The 18,090-nt window shown below is 69.1% G+C and carries 22 protein-coding genes and 1 riboswitch; of the genes, 15 read left to right on the forward strand and 7 right to left on the reverse strand.

The features are described from left to right. Window positions 1-183 (reverse strand): hypothetical protein (locus Pme01_RS30090; protein ID WP_203935983.1); only part of this gene is annotated, 183 nt, incomplete at its 3' end. Window positions 184-285: 102 nt separating this feature from the next. On the opposite strand from Pme01_RS30090, the gene Pme01_RS30095 reads away from it, so the two are divergent. After that, a complete protein-coding gene (locus Pme01_RS30095; protein ID WP_168118280.1) occupies window positions 286-705 on the forward strand; it encodes a PPOX class F420-dependent oxidoreductase in 420 nt (139 codons plus the stop codon). 558 nt (window positions 706-1,263) lie between these two features. Here Pme01_RS30095 and Pme01_RS30100 read toward each other — a convergent pair. After that, window positions 1,264-1,650, reverse strand: coding sequence for a hypothetical protein (locus Pme01_RS30100; RefSeq protein ID WP_168118281.1), 387 nt, complete (start codon window positions 1,648-1,650; stop codon window positions 1,264-1,266). 299 nt (window positions 1,651-1,949) lie between these two features. Between Pme01_RS30100 and Pme01_RS30105 the strand changes: the two genes are divergently transcribed. The 9 genes from Pme01_RS30105 (at window position 1,950) to merT (ending at window position 9,002) form a co-directional block, all read left to right on the forward strand. Continuing rightward, window positions 1,950-2,414: a DIP1984 family protein gene (locus tag Pme01_RS30105; RefSeq protein ID WP_168118282.1), complete on the forward strand. Its 465-nt coding sequence runs from the start codon at window positions 1,950-1,952 to the stop codon at window positions 2,412-2,414. 323 nt (window positions 2,415-2,737) lie between these two features. Next, window positions 2,738-3,202: a hypothetical protein gene (locus Pme01_RS30110; protein WP_168118283.1), complete on the forward strand. Its 465-nt coding sequence runs from the start codon at window positions 2,738-2,740 to the stop codon at window positions 3,200-3,202. A 514-nt stretch (window positions 3,203-3,716) separates the two neighbouring features. Next, window positions 3,717-3,855: riboswitch (cyclic di-AMP (ydaO/yuaA leader) on the forward strand. 429 nt (window positions 3,856-4,284) lie between these two features. Continuing rightward, on the forward strand, window positions 4,285-5,070 hold the full coding sequence (locus tag Pme01_RS31610; RefSeq protein ID WP_168118284.1) for a C39 family peptidase: 786 nt from the start codon (window positions 4,285-4,287) through the stop codon (window positions 5,068-5,070). A 118-nt stretch (window positions 5,071-5,188) separates the two neighbouring features. Next, on the forward strand, window positions 5,189-6,577 hold the full coding sequence (locus Pme01_RS30120) for a ferredoxin reductase family protein (protein WP_239088549.1): 1,389 nt from the start codon (window positions 5,189-5,191) through the stop codon (window positions 6,575-6,577). 31 nt (window positions 6,578-6,608) lie between these two features. After that, a complete protein-coding gene (locus tag Pme01_RS30125) occupies window positions 6,609-7,151 on the forward strand; it encodes an FMN-binding protein (RefSeq protein ID WP_168118285.1) in 543 nt (180 codons plus the stop codon). Between the two features lie 98 nt (window positions 7,152-7,249). Then, window positions 7,250-7,759: a hypothetical protein gene (locus Pme01_RS31960; RefSeq protein ID WP_168118286.1), complete on the forward strand. Its 510-nt coding sequence runs from the start codon at window positions 7,250-7,252 to the stop codon at window positions 7,757-7,759. Window positions 7,760-7,973: 214 nt separating this feature from the next. Then, window positions 7,974-8,306 (forward strand): hypothetical protein, encoded by a 333-nt coding sequence (locus tag Pme01_RS30135; RefSeq protein WP_203935984.1) that lies wholly within the window; start codon window positions 7,974-7,976, stop codon window positions 8,304-8,306. Further along, on the forward strand, window positions 8,303-8,749 hold the full coding sequence (locus tag Pme01_RS30140; protein ID WP_168118287.1) for a MerR family transcriptional regulator: 447 nt from the start codon (window positions 8,303-8,305) through the stop codon (window positions 8,747-8,749). The genes Pme01_RS30135 and Pme01_RS30140 overlap by 4 nt, the downstream gene beginning before the upstream one ends. Beyond that, window positions 8,733-9,002: a mercuric ion transporter MerT gene (gene merT, locus Pme01_RS31990; protein WP_505869718.1), complete on the forward strand. Its 270-nt coding sequence runs from the start codon at window positions 8,733-8,735 to the stop codon at window positions 9,000-9,002. Before Pme01_RS30140 ends, merT begins: the two co-directional genes overlap by 17 nt. Here the strand turns inward: merT and Pme01_RS30145 are convergent, their stop codons facing one another. After that, window positions 9,003-9,410, reverse strand: coding sequence for a LacI family DNA-binding transcriptional regulator (locus tag Pme01_RS30145; protein WP_168118288.1), 408 nt, complete (start codon window positions 9,408-9,410; stop codon window positions 9,003-9,005). It abuts the gene before it with no gap. 283 nt (window positions 9,411-9,693) lie between these two features. On the opposite strand from Pme01_RS30145, the gene bglX reads away from it, so the two are divergent. Continuing rightward, window positions 9,694-11,952 (forward strand): beta-glucosidase BglX, encoded by a 2,259-nt coding sequence (bglX, locus tag Pme01_RS30150; protein WP_168118289.1) that lies wholly within the window; start codon window positions 9,694-9,696, stop codon window positions 11,950-11,952. Window positions 11,953-12,024: 72 nt separating this feature from the next. Then, window positions 12,025-13,227 (forward strand): MFS transporter, encoded by a 1,203-nt coding sequence (locus tag Pme01_RS30155; RefSeq protein ID WP_168118290.1) that lies wholly within the window; start codon window positions 12,025-12,027, stop codon window positions 13,225-13,227. Window positions 13,228-13,499: 272 nt separating this feature from the next. Here the strand turns inward: Pme01_RS30155 and Pme01_RS30160 are convergent, their stop codons facing one another. Then, window positions 13,500-14,300, reverse strand: coding sequence for a metallophosphoesterase family protein (locus Pme01_RS30160; RefSeq protein ID WP_168118291.1), 801 nt, complete (start codon window positions 14,298-14,300; stop codon window positions 13,500-13,502). Between the two features lie 209 nt (window positions 14,301-14,509). On the opposite strand from Pme01_RS30160, the gene Pme01_RS30165 reads away from it, so the two are divergent. From Pme01_RS30165 to Pme01_RS30175, 3 genes are all read left to right on the forward strand, one after another. Beyond that, entirely contained in the window at window positions 14,510-14,803 is a 294-nt protein-coding gene (locus Pme01_RS30165; RefSeq protein WP_168118292.1) for a hypothetical protein, read from the forward strand. A 153-nt stretch (window positions 14,804-14,956) separates the two neighbouring features. Beyond that, window positions 14,957-15,301, forward strand: a complete 345-nt coding sequence (locus tag Pme01_RS30170; protein WP_168118293.1) for a hypothetical protein — start codon at window positions 14,957-14,959, stop codon at window positions 15,299-15,301. Next, the gene (locus tag Pme01_RS30175) at window positions 15,298-15,597 is read left to right on the forward strand and encodes a hypothetical protein (RefSeq protein ID WP_168118294.1); all 300 of its coding nucleotides are present in this window, start codon (window positions 15,298-15,300) and stop codon (window positions 15,595-15,597) included. The genes Pme01_RS30170 and Pme01_RS30175 overlap by 4 nt, the downstream gene beginning before the upstream one ends. A 42-nt stretch (window positions 15,598-15,639) precedes the next feature. Here the strand turns inward: Pme01_RS30175 and Pme01_RS30180 are convergent, their stop codons facing one another. The 3 genes from Pme01_RS30180 to Pme01_RS30185 all read right to left on the reverse strand — a co-directional run bounded on the left by Pme01_RS30180 (window position 15,640) and on the right by Pme01_RS30185 (window position 17,645). Next, a complete protein-coding gene (locus tag Pme01_RS30180) occupies window positions 15,640-16,029 on the reverse strand; it encodes an integrase core domain-containing protein (RefSeq protein WP_239088551.1) in 390 nt (129 codons plus the stop codon). A 15-nt stretch (window positions 16,030-16,044) separates the two neighbouring features. Further along, window positions 16,045-16,341 (reverse strand): hypothetical protein, encoded by a 297-nt coding sequence (locus tag Pme01_RS31330; RefSeq protein WP_239088552.1) that lies wholly within the window; start codon window positions 16,339-16,341, stop codon window positions 16,045-16,047. 716 nt (window positions 16,342-17,057) lie between these two features. Next, the gene (locus Pme01_RS30185; protein ID WP_168118295.1) at window positions 17,058-17,645 is read right to left on the reverse strand and encodes a hypothetical protein; all 588 of its coding nucleotides are present in this window, start codon (window positions 17,643-17,645) and stop codon (window positions 17,058-17,060) included. Window positions 17,646-18,090 lie beyond the last annotated feature (445 nt).

Below are 18,090 nucleotides of genomic sequence, written 5' to 3' on the forward strand. Positions count from 1 at the left end.
GAAGCTCAGAGGCTCTGTCCGCTCATCGGACAGGGCCTTCTTGTCGTCTGGCGCCGGGAGGAAGTGCAGCAGCGGCCTGTCGGCGGCTGGTAGGCGGCAGTTGGCCGCGGCGAGGTGACGCTCGATCTGACCTGCACGCCCGTCGTAGCGCAACGTGCGAGCCGATGGGTCGGGCTTAAGCACGCTCTGACCCCGAGCTCGGCGCCGCCGGGATGCCCATACGAATTTGATCGAGACTGGCAGGAGCGTAACGTTCGGACGTACGCCGACGCCAAGAGGAGATTCATGTCGAAGCCGCCGCTTCCCGCCCCCGCAGTCGCCATGCTACGGAAACCGAACCCCGCCGTCATCACCACACTCAAGTCGGATGGTCAGCCGGTGTCCACGGCCACCTGGTACCTGTGGGACGACGGCCGGATCCTGGTGAACATGGACGAGGGTCGCCGTCGGCTGAGCCATGTCCGAAATGACCCCCGGGTCACGCTCACTGTGCTGGATGAGAGCGGCTGGTATACCCACGTCAGCATCATCGGGCGCGTCGTCGAACTGCGCGAGGACGATGGCCTCAGGGACATCGACCGGCTGTCTCAGCACTACACGGGGCGGGCGTATCCGCGGCGAGATCGCGGTCGGGTCAGTGCCTTGATCGAGATCGATCGCTGGCACGGCTGGGGTGAGCTTAAAGACAGTAACCAGGTGGGCTGACACCTGTGCCGGTTGGGTGCGTGACGTCGTTGGCGGCCGAAGTGAGCTACCTCGGTTGGCTCGGCGCGGCGCGCGGGCGGGGCCTGACACGATCACCAGGCCAGCCCTGCGCTTGCCGAATAACGAGCGCGATCAAAGCCAGCCCACCGGTGCAGTCGAGAACGAACCACCGTCGTCCGGGCCGCCTCGCCGGTCATCGCCGACTTGAGTGCCTCGACGCCGAACCCGCCCGCGAAGGCGCTGCCGATCGCGTTTGCCGCCGAACCGTCGAGGACGGCTCAGATGCTGACGCGCCGTCGGTCCCGTGGCCCAGCCGCATCCGCCCAACCGGACCGCGAGCGACCACGAGGAGCGGCGTGACTCCCTGCGAGACGCCACGAGACCCCGCTGCCCACAGTTGGCATCGAGGGCGTCAGCGTTCCCGTAGCGGTCAGCGGCTTCATGAACGCTTCGCCGCGGGGGTACCACGTCTGCATACGGGGTAGCTGGACAACCCGTGCCGCGAGTGCAACCCAGCTAGCGATGCATCGCCCGGGCCGGCCGCGCGGCGGCACTCAGTCAGCCCAGGCTCTCCAGCAGTTCGCGGATTGCGTCCGGCGTCGTGGTTCCCTCCGGCAGGGGCACGGGTACCGGCTCGTCTTCGACCATGACTGCGGTCGGTGTTCCGGGTGGCAGGAGGGCGAGGAACGCCGCGATGGTGTCCGCCCAGTCCGCCGGTGTCCCGTCTGAGAGCATCAGGCTGCCGCGCTCCACATACACTCCGTGCCGGGTCATGCCGTCGGGAAAGCGCACGTCGAAGTCCAGGTAGGGCTCGCCGGAGGTGGCGAGGGTCTCGCGGGTGATCATCGCGTCGGGGAACCGCTGGCGTAGGAAGGCCTCGACGTCGTCGAGGCTCAGCGGCCATTGCACGCCGGGCGGGGCGGCGATGAACAGGCTCCCGGACACGTGCCCTCCTGATGGCCGGCGGTTACGGGACGTACCGTACGTCGCTCGGTACATGGCTGGCGGCGGTCAGGTACTGCCAGTAGCCGACGGTCGGCGGCAGCGGCGGCCGCCTCCGCGGCGAGGGCGGCGTCACCGGCGGCGGCCGCCGCGTCGGAACCGCCCAAGGTGAACACCGCCAGCAGCACCCCGGCGACGGTGATGATCCCGGCCCGACCGCGAGAGCGATGAGGGTATTCCGGCAGGTGTCGTCGCGAGAAATTGGAGGGCAGTAGTGATCTTCGTTGGCCATACTGGTGTCCATGAAGCTTGCTGAGGCTCTTGCGCTGCGCGCGGATGCGGCGCGTCGCGCCGAACAACTCCGTGCCCGCATCGCCGCCAGCGCCCGGTACCAGGAGGGTGAGTCGCCTGCTGAGGACGCCGCGGCTCTCCTTGCGGAGGCGGGCGACGTGCTCGGTGAGCTGGAGTCGCTGATCCGGCGGATCAATCGCACCAACGCCGCCACCCTGGTGGAGGGTGGCACACTCACCGACGCGCTGGCGCGCCGTGACGTGCTTCGCTTGCGGCACAGCGTGGTCACGTCTGCCGCGGACGCCGCGGCCGGGGAAGGCCAGCGCGGGTTTCGGCAGTTGCGGTCGGAGCTGAAGATGATTCCAGCGCTGCCGGTGGCGGAACTGCGTAGCCAGGCTGACGACCTTGCCCGGCAGCTTCGCGAGGTCGACACTCTGATTCAGAGGACGAACTGGGAGGTCGACCTGCTGGACTGAGAAAGGGCGCGGAGCAGGTAGCCGACGTGGAGGCGTGCACGAACCCGAGAGCCGGCGGGTAATCCGGCTCCCTCCTGGCGCGCCGCGGGCAGGCGCAGGGGTTCGACTCCCCGGTACACATCGCACGCCCAGCACAGCACACAGGTGACGGCGCACGGGGCACGGCACACTACCGGGTGCAGATCCACGACGGCGAGGGCGGGACAGGGGACTTCCGCAACCCGTACAAGCGCAGCACGTTCGCTACAACTTCGAGTTCGCACTCGTCCAGCCGCGAAGCGGGTGTTCGAGCGATGTCGCACCCCTGTGGTGGAGTGCTTGCCATGGGTGTGCTGTACGACTACTTCCGGGCCAAGGATGACGCTGCGGCTGTCAGGTTGATGGAGGATCTCGATGGCGGGCCGGTCGTTGGCAGCGGCGACGGCGTAGCTGTCGATGCGATTGACCTCAAGGGCATCGAGCCGGCAGTGACCCTCGGCAAGCTCGTGAGTTTCGTCCGAGGAGTCAGCTGGGAGGTGAACCTGGTCGATCTTAAGCTGCTGTGGAGCGGGGACGAGCAGGAAGGGCCTTGGTTGATGACGCTCGACCGCGCCACGCGGGACACCCTCGCCTCGATCACCGACGCGCAGGTGCTTGAGCTGTCGGCGCAATGGGGACGGATCGAGGAGCTGGCATGGGGAGGTCCGTTGCCTGACGACCAGATGCTACCTGCCATCGAGGAGGTCGCCGCCCTTGCCCGGCGCGCACGTGACGCGGGCGAGGACCTGTATTGCTGGTGCTGCCTATGACTCATGCAAGGGTGTCGCTCGCCGGATGCCGTCCGGTGCCGAACGTCGGTTGACCGGGCTTCCGGAGCCGTCGGTCGCCGTAGGCACCTCCGGACCGGTGGTGCCTACGGCGAACTCGATACGGCCAATCTACTAGGCAACTTCGTAGTGGCGAAGGCGGGCCGTCGAGGATCGCGGATGGCGCGGGGTCGTCAGGTCGGGTATGGCGTCGTGAGCGGTGCGGCGGCCAGCGGACGGGTGGTTGCCAGTCCGGCGTCGGGTCTGGTCACCCGGCGGGAAGTGGCCAAGCGATGGTCTTTCGGTCTGCCGAGCGACCGGGCCGTTGCCGGTGTTGCAGGGGCGTACCGGGCGCCGGGGGGTGTCGCTTTCGGGGTTCGTTGTGTCGTCTCTTCCATGATGATCTTTTGATCCTCTCCTGGTGCTGTTAGTAACAGCAGGAGGGTCTTGGCCGGGTCAGTACCCATCAGTAAGGTCAACGCGTCTGATCCGGTCCCTGGTCACATCGCGTGACGCCGGAGCAGGCCCGCCGAGTCGTGCGTAACGAGCCGGGGACCCAAGCAAGTGGGGTGAATCCGCGGGCCGATGGTCTGCGGTAGGGCGTCCTTCCCGCCCGAATCCGTCAGCTAACCCGGTAGGCGGACGTGTAAGGAGACCATGCTCGTGCACATCCCTCTGCTCTTCACCTCTCCGCTGACTCCTCCGCCGCACTGCGTGCCGCTCGGGTTCACGCCGCCGCTTGACGCGCCGTCAGGCCACACGAGCCTCTGACGCGAGCACGGTCACTCCGGCCTAGTGCCGACGGCATCACGACCCAACACCGCACCGGCATCCGCGCTGATGTTCGGGTGTGCCCGCCCACGCCGCTTCTAGGCGGCAGGGCGGTTTGCCCGCTCAGGTAGCTGCGTTCGCGCTGCCCGACCATGCGGACGCCGCGGGCGGTACCCGTTCTGCAGTCGTCGGTCGCGCTCGTCGCCGTGCCGGTTTGTGGCCGTCGCTGTCATGTCACCGCCTCAGCCCGTTTTCAGACCGCCTACTGGCCGTCGTGCCGCGAATTGATAGGCGGCGCCCCTTTGGAGAAGTCAGTGAACCAAGTACGTGTACGTAAGCAGTTCAGGCACGCGGCTCCCTTCCGCCTCGCCCGGGTAGCGCTCGTTTCGGGCGGCCTGCTCGCCGTGGCCGCGACTGCCGGCATCGCGCTCAGCCAAGCCGATGGCTCACAGCCGGCACACGCGTCCGCACCCGTCGCCGCGGCGACCGCACCCGACACCCCGGCTGCACCCGGCGCCACCACCAGCCAAGCCCGGCAGGCCCAGGTGCACGGCGCGGCCCCGTCGTCGGCGACGCCCGCCCCCTCGACGAAGGTGCTCAACTACCAGTTCCAGCTGCAGCCCAACTACTACTACTGCGGACCGGCGGCCACCCGGATCGCCCTCACCGCGACCGGCCATACCGTCAGCCAGGACGAGGCGGCCACGCTCCTGGGCACCACCACCAGCGGGACGAACTCCGCCCTCGACACGACCCGCGCGCTCAACAGCGTTCTCGGCCACGGGCGCGCGGTCTACCAGACCAGGGAGATCCCGGCCTACCCTGCCACTCCGGCTCAGGCGAACCAGCTCCAGTCCGACGCCGTGAACACCATCAACAGCGGCCGCGCCATCGTCGCCAACATCGCCGGCCACCTGACCGACACGTCGGGGACCTTCCACTCCTACGAAGGCGGCCACTACCTGACCATCGTCGGGTACAAGGACGGCGGCAAGACCGTGAAGATCGCTGACCCGGCCAACCCCAACGGTGACGGCACCTACTGGGTGACCACAACCGACATGGCCAACTGGATCTCCCAGCGGGGCTACTCGTACTGATCGACGGCGACCCCGGGCGCCGGCGCCGACAGCGCTGGCGCCCGGGTGACGGCCAACCGCAGAGCACGCTGCCAGATGCGCGTCCACCACGGCCCGCACCATCGGTGAGGAGGTTTCGGTGACGACAACGACAACGACGCGGGTGGTCCGCCTATCGGTGGGTAAGGGAGCGCGACCGTGGGGGCCGGACGTCCTCGGCGCAGCCTTGGCGTCCACCGTCGTGGTCGTCGTGGTGCTGTGGGCACGCGGCAGCAGTCTGCAGGACCTCACCGGCTGGTGGACGGGCGTCACCTCCATCGGTCGGCTGGCCGGTCTGGTCTCGTCCGACCTGCTGCTGGTACAGGTGCTGCTGATGGCCCGGGTGCCGTGGATCGAGCGCGCCTACGGCCAGGACCGGCTCGCCCGCTGGCACCGGCTGGCCGGGTTCACCTCCTTCAACCTCATGCTCGCCCACATCGCGCTGACCACCCCCGGGTACGCGGGGAGCGCCCGTACCCCGGTGCTGCGCCAGGCGTGGATGCTGGCGACCACCTACCCGGGAATGCTGCTGGCAACGGCGGGCACCGCCGCGCTGGTGATGGTCGTGGCCACGTCGATACTCGCGGCGCGGCGGCGGCTGCGCTACGAGTCCTGGCACCTGCTGCACCTGTACGCCTATCTGGGCGCCGGCCTGGCGTTGCCGCACCAGCTGTGGACCGGCGCTGATTTCACCGCCGCACCGGCGGCGAGGCTGTACTGGTGGAGCGCCTACGGCCTCTGCGCCGGTGCGGTCGTCGTGTTCCGGCTCGGACTGCCCGCCTGGCGAACGGTCCGGCACCGCATCACCGTCGCCGCCGTGGTCCCTGAAGCGCCCGGCGTCCACTCCGTCTACCTGCGCGGCCGCGACCTGCACCGGCTTGGAGTGCGCGCCGGCCAGTTCTTCCAGTGGCGGTTCCTGACCGGTACGTGCTGGAGCCGCGCCCACCCGTACTCGCTGTCGGCGGCGCCTCGCCGGGACACGCTACGGATCACGGTGAAGTCCCTCGGCGACGGCAGCCGCGACATCGCGGCACTGCGGCCCGGCACCCGCGTCCTGATCGAAGGACCGTACGGGCGGCTGACCGCCGACCGGCACACCGCCCGCCCGGTCACGATGATCGCCTCCGGGATCGGCATCACCCCGCTGCGCGCGCTGCTGGAGGACCTGCCGTACGCACCGGGCGACGCGGTGCTGCTCTACCGCGCCCGGTCCGACGCGGACCTGGTGTTTCGCGACGAACTGAATCGACTCGCCGCCGTGCGTGGCGTGCGGGTGGTCTACCTGCTCGGGCCGCGCGGCCGGGACGGGTCGTGGCTGCCGGCCGGCTGGGACGACGACACGACGGCACTGCGCCACCTCGTCCCGGACATCGCCCGCCAGGACGTGTTCGTCTGCGGGCCGGCCGGGTGGACGCAGGCGGCGCTGCGGGCGGCCAAGCGCGCGCGGGTACCCGGCGACCACATCCACCTCGAGCGCTTCACCTGGTAACACCAACCTCGTCACGCCGGAAGGACACGACATGCGCAGGATCGCCATGTGGTTCATCACCACCGTCGCCGTGGTCGTCCTGCTGTTCACCTACCGGACGTCGACGATGGGACCGGCCGGGCCCGCGCAGGCCGCGAGGTCGACGGGCAACAACGCGCCGGGCATCGTGACAGAACCGGCGCCGCAGCCCGCCGCCGGCGGACCGCCCCACGGCGGTGACCAACCGGCGCCGGGCGCCGAGCCCAGCAGTGCCCCGGCAGCCCTGCCCAGCGCCGGTACTGTCTCGAAGTCCGGCAACAACCTCGTGGTCAACGGCTCCTTCGTGAACACCCAGTGGGGGCCGGTACAGGTCCAGGTGCGCATCAGCGGGAACCGGATCACCGACGTGACCGCGCTCCAGGTCCCCGACGGAAACTCGAAGGAGCTCAGCGCGTACGCGGTGCCGAAACTGCGAGCGAAGGCACTGACGGCCCAAAGCGCTGACATCGACGTGGTGACCGGAGCGACGCAGACCAGCGAGGGCTACCGCAGTTCCCTGCAGGCGGCCCTGGATACCGCGAACTTCAAGGGCTGACCGGTGAACAGACGAGCGTTCGCCGTGCAGATCATGGGCCTGCCCGTCAGCATTCACGTACGTGGCAGCAGGCCGACTCGCCGGTCGCCGTCGCCGCCGTGTTCGCCGAGCTGCGTACGGTCGACGCGCTGTTCAGCCCGTACCGGGCCGACAGCCTAGTCAGCGCGTTCAACCGCGGCGAACCGGTACACGAACCCCTGTTCGAGACCGTGGCCGACCTGTGCGAACAGTCACGCGACCGTACCGGCGGCTACTTCGACGCGTACCTTCCCGGGGCCGGCGGCAAGACCCGGTTCGACCCGTCGGGCCTGGTCAAGGGGTGGGGCTCCGATCTCGCGCTGCAGACCGCCGATGCGGTCGTCGTCCGTGACGAGCTGCCGACCTTGCCCGCAGTGATCGCGTTGTCGCGGCGGGCCCGGCGGCTCGTGGTGGCCAACCTGGTCATCGCCGCGACCTTCATCTCGGTACTGGTGGCCTGGGACCTGTTCGGCCACCTGCCCCTGCCGCTCGGTGTGGCCGGCCACGAAGGCTCCACCGTCATCGTCGGCCTCAACGGACTGCGACTGCTGCGTGCGCGGGCCTGGCGTACCGGCACGGTCAACGAGTGATGCCCGCACGTCCAAACGCCGGGGTGCTGCGGCCGTGGCGGCATTGGCTCGGCCGGCCGACGGTCGGCCGGTGCCCCGGCGTGACCGCACGTCGCTGCCGGGCCTCGCAGTACTGGGGCTGACATGGCTGCACACCCGCGGCTCGGCGCTGCTGGGCTGCGTCTTTGGCTGGGGACTTGCATCCTGTACCTGGGTACGGGTTTACCGTCGTGTCATGACCATTGACGAGCAGGGCTGGGTGCCCGAGGCGTGCACCTTGCCGACCGTGGAGCGGCCGCTTCGGCTGGCCGAGTTCGATGACCTGTTCGCCACCGCGCTGCGTGATCAGCGGCGGTTGTCGCCGACCACGCTGCGGTGGCGGCTGGATCCGGTGGCTGAGCCGACGGCCCGGGACCTGACCGATCGGGAGAACTCGTGCTGCTCGTTCTTCTCCTTCACCTTCGTCTCGGACGGCGAGCGGGTCCGACTGGATGTGGGAGTGCCGGTCGCGTACGTCGATGTCCTGGACGCGCTCGCTGAGCGCGCGGCAGCGGGGATGGCGGCGTGAGCAGGTTGCGCAGCAGCCAGGTCGCGGCTGCGGCCGGGGTGAATATGCAGACGCTGCGCTACTACGAGCGCCGCGGCCTGCTTGCCGAGCCGGACCGGAGCCTGGGCGGGCACCGACTGTATCCGGCCGAGACGGTAACGGTGCTTCGGGTGATCAAGGCAGCGCAGCGGCTCGGGTTCACCCTCGACGAGGTCGCCGACCTGCTCGAGGCCGGTCGACACCGGCACGGCCGGCGCCTGGACGCCGGGTTGCGCCCCCGTGCCGAGGTCAAGCTGGCCGAGGTGGAGGCGAAGATCGCTGACCTGCAGGTCATCGCCGGCACGCTGCGCGCCGCGGTCGACGCCGGTTGCGACGACTTGATGGCGTGCGCTGGCGAAGAGTGTTGCCCAATCCCGTTCGCCACCCTCAGCCAGACAGGAGGCTCGTATGCCGACCCCCGGTGACCGTGCCCGCCGACTGTTGCCGTCCGGGCTGACCGGCCTCGCGGGCGTCGCGTGCGCGGCGTGCTGCGCAATCCCGCTGCTGCTGGCCGCCGGAGTGCTTTCCGGCGCGGGCTGGGCCGCGGCCGGGGCATGGATGCCTGGCATCGCCGTAGTGCTCGCTGCGCTCGCGGGCGCCGCCTGGTGGTCGGCGTTGCGGCGACGCCACCGCTCCGGCTGCGCCGGCGGCAGTTGTGCGTGTAGCGCCTCCCCATGATCACCGGCGATAGCGCTCTCGTCGGCGCCGGTCCAGATCGCGACTGGGATCAGCTATCCGCGGCGCGCGTTCGGCGATGGTGTCGATGGCCCCGGCGGCGTCGTCGGGCCCGACGGTGTGGACCCGCAGCTGCACGTCGCGGCCGTCGAGCACGGTCAGGACACCGGCCAGCACCCGGCTGTAGTACGGGTGCGAGCCGATCCAACCGAGTGCCGAGCCGTGCGTGACCGCCACGACATCGATGGCCGGGTGCTGACGTGACGCCAGCGCCCGAGCCGTTTGATCAGGCACATACCCCAGCTCGACGATGACGTCCTTGACCCGGCTTCGCACGGCAGGGTTGGCGCCGGGCAGGTTGTTCAGCACCCGCGACACCGTCGAGCGGGACACACCCGCGGCGTGTGCCACATCCTCGATCGTCAGCTTGGGTGATGCCAGCTCACACTGCGCTTACCGTCGTGCTCACGAGCTGCTGGTGAGCCGGTTTCCCGGCCATTCGTAGAAGCGCATATAAGCTTTCGCTGGCTCTGGTAGTGGGAGCGCTCTCACCCCTACCGTCCGTCCACGAGTTCGGGTAGCGCGCGGTATGTCACGTGCATAGCGAGGATCGACTGCGGGTGCCCCCAGCCCGATGGTGCAATCCGAGCAGCGGCCGCTCTCCCGCCAAACGTCGCTATTCTAGGAGTTCCGGATGTCTACTCAGTCATCGGCGCCGTCTGACGCCGAGGTGGCAGAGCGGGTCGAGTCGCTGCTCGCCAAGATGACCATCGTCGAGAAGGCCGGTCAGCTGACCCAGTTCTTCTACTTCAACCTGCCGCCGTCGGAGGAGATCGAGGATCGGCTCAACACCGACTTCTCCCGGCAGCCCGCGATGGTCGAGGCCGCGCTCAGCGAAGGCAAGGCCGGGGCGCTGCTGTTCGTGACCGACCCGGCCGAGGTCAACCGCCTGCAGCGGTTGGCCGTCGACGGCAATCGGCACGGCATTCCCGCCCTGTTCGGTTTCGACGTGATCCACGGCCTGCGGACGATCCTGCCGGTCCCGATCGCCATGGCCGCGTCCTGGGATCCCGCGGTCATCGAGCAGGGGCAGGCGGTCGCCGCCCGGGAGGCACGCGCGGTCGGCATCCACTGGACGTTCGCGCCGATGGCCGACATCGCCCGCGACCCGCGCTGGGGCCGGATCATCGAAGGCGCCGGCGAGGACCCGTACCTCGGTGCCGCCGTCGCAGCCGCCCAGGTCCGCGGGTTCCAAGGCGCGGACTTCGGCGCCCCGGACCGGATCATCGCCGGCCCGAAGCACTTCGCGGGTTACGGCGCTGCCCTGGGTGGCCGGGACTACGACGAGGTCAACCTGTCCGACGCCGAGTTGTGGAACGTCTACCTACCGCCGTTCAAGGCCGCGGTCGACGCCGGCGCGGGCAACATCATGACCGCGTACATGCCGCTGAACGGCATCCCGGCCACCGGCAACGAGTGGCTGTTCCGCGACGTGCTGCGCGGGCAATGGGGCTTCGACGGGTTCGTGGTCAGCGACGCCCAGGCCGTGCATAACCTGAAAACCCACGGCTTCGCCGAAAACCTCACCGATGCCGGCGTACGGGCGGTCACCACCGGGATCGACCTGGAGATGGCGATCGGCGACCCGGCGTACGCGCATCTACCGGAAGCGGTCGACGCCGGCCTCGTCGACGAGGCCGCGCTCGACGCGTGCGTGCGCCGCATTCTGGCCACGAAGATCAGGCTGGGCCTGCTGGACCAGCCCTACGTCGATGAGGACCACGCCCGTGCCGTCCTGGCCGATCCCGCGCACCGGGCCGTGGCGCGCACGGCCGCCCAGCGCGCAGCGGTGCTGCTGCGCAACGAGGGCGACCTGCTTCCCCTGACCGGCCAGGGTTCCATCGCGGTGATCGGCCCGCTGGCCGACTCGCGGCGCGACACCATCGGCCCCTGGGTCTTCGACTACGACTCGGCCGAGACCGTCACCGTCCTGCAGGGCATCCGCGACCGAGCCGGCACCGACGTCCAGGTCAGCTACGCGGCGGGCATCCGATCCGCGCAGCGCACCTTCGCGTCGATGTTCGACATGTGGGGCGACAACACCCCCGCCGACGCCGGCGACTTCGACGACACCGCCGAACTCGACCGGGCCGTCGCCGCCGCCCGCAACGCTGACGTCGCTGTCGTCGTCCTCGGCGAATGGCAGAACATGATCGGCGAGGCCGCGTCCCGATCCAGCCTCGAACTGCCCGGTGACCAGCTCGCGCTCCTGCAGGCCGTCGCGGCCACCGGCACCCCGGTCGTGTTGCTGGTCATGAACGGCCGGCCACTTGACCTACGCTGGGCTGCCGAGAACATCCCGGCGATCCTCGACATCTGGTACCCCGGCACCCAGGGCGGCACGGCCGTGGCCGACCTGTTGTTCGGCGACGTCAGCCCCGGCGGCAAACTGCCCTTCACCTGGCCACGCACCGTCGGACAGCTACCGATGATCTACAGCCACACCACGTCACATGAACCCGACAACCAGGGTAAACGCTACTGGGACGAACAAAGCACCCCGCTGTTCCCGTTTGGCCACGGCCTGTCCTACGGCCGTTTCGACTACTCCGAGCCCACCCTGGACCGTGACAGCATCACCGCGGGCGAGACCGTCACCGTCTCGGTCACCGTGACCAACACCGGCACCCGCGAGGCCGACGAGGTGGCCCAGCTCTACATCCGTCAGCGCTACGGAACTGCGGCCCGCCCGATCCGCGAGCTCAAGGGCTTCCAGCGCATCACCCTGGCCCCCGGCGCCTCGCAGACGCTCACCTTCCCGCTCGGCCCTGACGAACTGCGCTACTGGAACGCCGCCGCCAAGGATTGGGTCATCGACTCCACCAGCATCGACGTGTTCGTCGGCGGCGACTGCACCGCGACCCAGAACGTCAGCTTCACCATCACCGGCTGATCACCCGCGATCGCAGACCGGCTTCCTGCATCGGGCACCACATCCGTCCACTCCTCAGGCCAGGAAACGCTGATGACCTCCACCGGAACTTCATCACCCGAGCTCACCACCCGCCTCGCGACCCGGCAATCCGTCGTCGCCGTGGCACTGCTGTTCGCCGCCAACGGCCTGATCCTCGGCGGATACGGCGGCGCCCTGCCATCCATCCGCGAACGGCTCGACATCAACGCCACCCACATCTCCATCCTGCTGTTCGCGGCCGCACTGGCCGCCATCATCGGCATGCAGGTCGGCGGCCGGCTGTCCGACTCCATCGGCGCCCGGCAGATCTCCCTGGCCGGCCTGCTGATCCTGATCAGCGCCGCAGTCGTCTTCGCCTTCGCCACCGTCTTCCCCGCGGCGGTGGTGGGGGCGATGCTCCTCGGGCTGGGCAACGGCACCATCGACGTGGCCATGAACGCGGTCGGGGTCCAGGTCGAAGTCGCCCGCAAACGACCGGTCATGAGTTCGTTCCACGCCCTGTGGTCGGTCGGCGGATTCACCGGCGCCGGCTGCGTGCTGATCATCGCCACGGTGTTCGGCCTCGACGGCTCGTCGATCGTCCTGCCGCTCATGCTGTTCCTCGCCGCACTGGCAACGGTCGCGCTCGTCATCGCATTCAGGATCACCCCGCCGACCGCGCTCGTGGAACACAGCAAAGACGGCGTCAAAACCAAGATTCCCCGGATCGCCTGGCTACTGGGCATCATGGCGATCGGGTTCGGCCTGGCCGAGGGCACCGGCACAGACTGGTCCTCCCTGCACGTCACCGAGGTCGCCCAGGTCGACTCCACCACCGGGTCGCTCGGGCTCATCGCGGTCAGCGGCTTCATGGTCGTCATCCGCCTGGTCGGCGACCGGATCGTCGCCCGGTTCGGCCGCCGCGCGGTCGTCCGGTTCGGCGGCGCCTGTGCCTTCCTCGGCTACTGCACCGTCACCCTGGTCAACAGCCTGCCCCTGCTCCTCGCAGGCTGGGCCCTGGTCGGTCTGGGCGTCGGCATGATCGCCCCGCAGGTATACGCCGTCGCCGGCCACATCGGCGGCGGCCGGGTCCTCGCCGTCGTCGTCACCTTCGGCTACGGCGCGTTCCTTGCCGGCCCCGCGGTGATCGGGTTCTTCGTCACCCAACTCGGCCTTCACCACACCATGGCCGTCCCCGCCGTCCTCTGCGCCGCCATAGTCGGCCTCGCGGCCGTCATGCCGAAGACCGACAGCGACCTGTCCACCAGCCGCTGAGCCCCGCCAGCCGATCCGCCGACTCTCGCCGGTGATGTAGCCGGCGGCGGAGCCAGGCAGGAACGCGCCGGTGACGACGACCTCGTCACCGGCGCCGTCGCGCCCCATCGGCGCCCGATCCCACGCTCCTCGGTGGCGTGAGCGTGTCGATGCGTGTTCAGTACCGACCGCCGGGACGGCCGGACACGGTCATCTGCGTCCAGTTGCCGAGCTCCGGTGGCACCGCCTCAAGCATTATGTCTGTGGGTCGTTCTGTGGATACCAACAATGGGTCACGGTGAAGACGTCAGGATCACCGCCCGATCGTCGACGTTGAGGACGTGGCCGTCGCCAAGGCGAGCCAGGGGCGCGTTCCAGTGGACATGACCGCAGACGGTCAGCGCGGGCGCCTGGGCGCGCAGACGCGCACCAATAGTCGAGTTACCGGGTTGGCCGATCCGGTCGCCCGGAGGGCCCTCGTGCAGGACAAGGACATCCGGGTTGCTGGCGAGTACGGCATCGATCGACGTCAGCTGTAGATTCTCGCGGCGGCGTCCCGGCCGGTCTGGGTCGCCGACGATGCCGCCGACGCCGGCGAAGCGGACAGCGCCGCGGTCGACGCAGGTGCCGTCCAGCAGCGCAGCGGTCGGGCCGAGGTCACGCAGATCGTCCGGTGACACCACATCGTGGTTGCCCGCTACCCCGACAATCCAGGGGCACCCGGCTGCCGCGAACGCCAGCCACACGTCGTCGACTGCGCCGGAGGCTCCCCGTTGATCGGCCAGGGGAGCCGAATACAGGTCGCCGGCGAGGACCACGCCGACGCGGCCGGGAGGCGGAAGGAGTCCCTGTTCGGACCACACCGACAGGTAGTCGGCGAGCGCGACCCCCAGCAGCACTGGCGGGCCGCCCCACGGCGACGCGGCAACCCCTTGCAGGTCGCCGGTAACTAGGACCGCGTCACAGCCTTCCGGCACGGTAGCAACATCCAGGCGGCCGACCGTCAACCGCGCTGCCGCGGTCCCGCCACCGGGACGCGCCCGCTGGTACCCGAGCTCGGTGATCGCATCGACGCCCGGGCCGGTTACGCGCATATCGATACCGTAGTCGCTAGGTCATACGGCGGGGCCGCCGCGAGACGCGGTTCGGGGTGAGCACGGGCTAAACCACCAACGCTCGAGCCGGCCCGAGCAAACAAGTGGGTCAGCGCAATGGGGTGACGGGGCCGGAAATGCGGGTGACAGCGGATGCTGACCACCGATAGCGTCAACACCCTTGTCAGAGGGTCGAGGTGGAGTCACGGGTGAGGCTTCGGTCGCCGCAGGAGAAGAAGGCGTTGAGCTACGCCCGGGACTGTCGCAACGTGTACGGGGAGAACGACAAGAGCTCCCGTACCAGCATCCGCCGTCGCAAGCGGCTCCCGCACCGGGCCAACCGCCGTCATGACCGTCAGACCCTGACCGGGTGCGTGGGTGTGCCCGCCCCCGGCCTCGCGGAAGCCGTCGAGGTGCGGCTGCGCGGCCGGCGCCGCGCATCGTGGCGCAAATGTCCAGACCTCCCGCTCGGCTTGGTTGTGAAGGCTCGTCGACCTAAGTGAACAGAGAACGCCCGTCGTTGGCGGCGATGACCTGTCGGATTCGCCTGCACCGACGCCAGTGGCGCCACGACGGCCGCGTCTACCAGGCGATGGCGCTACGGTCGGCGGAGCCGACCCGATACGCGGTCACCCCTCCACGACCGCTGGACGATAGTGAGTTCCGACCTCGCCGGGGTACGGCTGCTCGGCCGGCTGCTGTGGGGCCTGTCCTACCAGCGCCGACCCGACACGCTGCTGGTACTCGATCCCGGCCGGATGGTGGCCGACCCCGACACCGGACGGCCCAGCCCGTCGGTGGTGCTCGCGGTGGCGGCTCACACGGTGCTCAGGCCGGCGACGGCGCGGCGGCTGATGCGCCCCGGTCTGTGGCGGTCACGGCCAACGGGTACTGTCACCTGGAATACGGCCGGGTTCCCGACTGCGATGGCCGACCTGCACGCCTGGCAGGACGACCGGCGAGCCGGGTTGCCGCTATTCACGCCTCGCCGGCGGCGGTGACGGTGGTACCGGAGGTCCTGCGGCGTTGGGCGACGCTGATCGGCGACGCCGGTGACTGCTGGCGCCACGACGAATCCTGCACCGAGCCCGACTGGGAGACCGGGTTCGACGTGCACGCCGTCCGGCACTTCCACCGCCGGGTATCGGTGGCGCGGCTCGCCCGCGCTGAGGTGCTGACCTCTCCCGGCTGCCCCACCGATCCCACGCTGATCGGCGAACGTGTCCGCGTCCACATCGACGTGGTAGCCGCACGACGACCCGGGCCGTGGGACCCGGCGCCCACCATCCCGATCTGAACCCGCGATTCGACCGTGTGGGGATCGTAAAGTCGGTTCGGGCTACGCGGCCTGCGAGTACTCGTTGATCAGTCCACTCAGGATCGGCCGCCGTTGAACGCGGGCGGCGTTCAGGTCAATGACTTCTGGCTGCGGGTTGAGCGGCTGCTGATCGAGCGAGCGATGTGGACGGTGGCCGTTGTAGTGAGCCACGTACTCCCTCAGGACCGCCACCAGATGACGCTCGCCGGCGATGAGCATCCGATCAGTGCATTCGCGGCGTACGGTGCCCACCCAGCGCTCCGCGAAAGCGTTCGCCCGGGGCGCCCGCGGCGGAGTCTTGACCACGTCGATGCCCTCGCCGGCGAACACCGCATCGAATACGCTCGTGAACTTCGTGTCCCGGTCGCGGAGCAGGAACCGCAGCCCCGCCGTGCGCTGGTCGAGGTCCATGAGTGGATTCCGTGCCTACTGGGCTACCCAGGCGCCGGTCGGATGTGCGATCACCCCGACGACGTGGACCTGGCGGGTGGCGATCTTCACGAAGAACAGCACATAGGTCCGCTTGAACAACACCGTGTCGACGGTGAAGAGATCGCACGCCAGAATTGTGTGCGCCTGGGCGGCAAGGAACTGCTTCCAGGTCGGCCCGGACCGCCGGTGCGCCGGGTCGACCCCGGCCTGGTTGAGGATCTTCCAGACCGTGCTGGCCGCCACCCGGTAGCCCAGCCCGACGAGCTCACCCTGTATCCGTCGTGCCCCCACAAGGGATTCTCCGCCGCGAGGCGCAGCACCAGGTCACGGACCTGCTTGTCGGCCGGTGGCTGGCCGGGTCGTGCGTGCGGGTACGTCCAGTGTCGGGCGAGCAGCTCACGATGCCAACGAAGAAGCGTCGCCGGAGTCACGAAGAATGCCGACCAGCGTGGGCGGGGCAGTAGTCGCGACAGCACTGCCAGCACCACCCGGTCGGCGGGTTGGAGGTCGGGGCGGTGCACCTGGCGGTGCAGCACCGCCACCCGATGGCGGAGTGCCAGGATCTCGACATCCTTGGCGCCGCCGTCCCGGGCGAGCTGGGTCGACATTTGCAGGATCTGGCGCAGGAGCAGGTACCCCGGCGATGCGCTCATGGCCGCGAGCATGACGGCTGCGCAGGACTCGAGCTTGCACAGAACTGCACTTCAGACGGCCGAACCGAGTATTCGAGCCCCACAGGCGCTCCGGCCCCGGGATGGCCAAGATCCGTACGGTCGTCACGATGGGTGGGTGGTTGCGCGAGCCATCCCGCCCGCCGTCAACCCCGGGGCGAGCCGAGCAGACCACCGCCCGGGCCGCCAGCGTCCGTAGCCATCTCGCTGTGCGTTGGACGTGGCGGCCCGGGCGGCGGCCCGCTCCCCAGGAGGGCGGGTCGACGGCGGACGGGATGGCGAGATGTCGGCTGCGGTGTGATCCGCAAAGAGGCCAGGCATGCCCTGCGCACTCTCCTAGGTTGGCGGGGAGAAGTAGGTCTTGAGGCTTCCGCAGCCGTTTCTCGCGTCCCCGGAGGCTCGGACGGTCGCGGAGTGCTGTCCCGCGATGGTTGCAGCACCGATAGGGATCACCGTTCGCGCCTGCTGCGGTTGCCCGGCGGGTGGCTGCTCCCAGATGATGCAGACGACCCCTACGGAGACCTTCTCGCTGTTCGGGTTGGTCAGAACGACCGCGTCGAACGGCCCGAACTTCGCTGTCGGCTGGCCGGCTTCGTTGACCGCCTGTGCCTCCACGATCTGCGGCGCAGCCGGAAATGTCACGTCCGCCGTTTTGCGGACGGTGACCCGGACGTCCGCCACGTTCGCGGCGTCACGGCCGGCGAAGGCGAGAACGTCGAGCGACGTTTCGCGAGCTGGGACAACCATCTTCCCCTGGTCGGTTCCGTAGGCCGTGCTTACAGTGACGCCTGGCAGCACTGTGCCGGTCCGGTCCACTGGCGTGATCTCCACCGTCGGGATAACAGCCGATGGCCCGTTGTTGACAATTTCCAACGTCTGGTCCATGTAGCCCGAGGGATTGATCCGGTGGTACACGAACGCCAATGGGGTCGTCCGTGGTGCCTTACTCGTGCCCTGCGCGGTATAAGAACAGCCGAAAGCGGCCATTACCAGGATAAGGACGCCAGCCGCGCCCAGCCTGCGCCGTAAGTCGTCAAATGGCCGTAAAGCTCTGATGACGCTCATAAGGCGCCAGCGCGGACCATGACTGCTAAGGCTGCCCAGCATGCAAGGTGGACACAGCCGGCCACCATTTCGTCTCGGATCGATCACATGCGCACCGTACAGATCGGGAGTGCTGCGAAGATCCGCTGTTCGTATGAGTCCCGTCCTTGGTTCGCTGCCGTACAACAGCTAGGTACCGCAATCGCTCGTGTGCGGCGGACGCGGCGTGAGGACAGTAGCAGAGCAGGCCGGCGCACTGTTTCGGCAGCTCAGGGCGGCGACGGTGCAGTTCTACCGGCCACGATCATTCGCTTGTGTCAACGAC

Source organism: Planosporangium mesophilum, from assembly GCF_016863255.1.
GTDB classification, from domain to species: domain Bacteria; phylum Actinomycetota; class Actinomycetes; order Mycobacteriales; family Micromonosporaceae; genus Planosporangium; species Planosporangium mesophilum.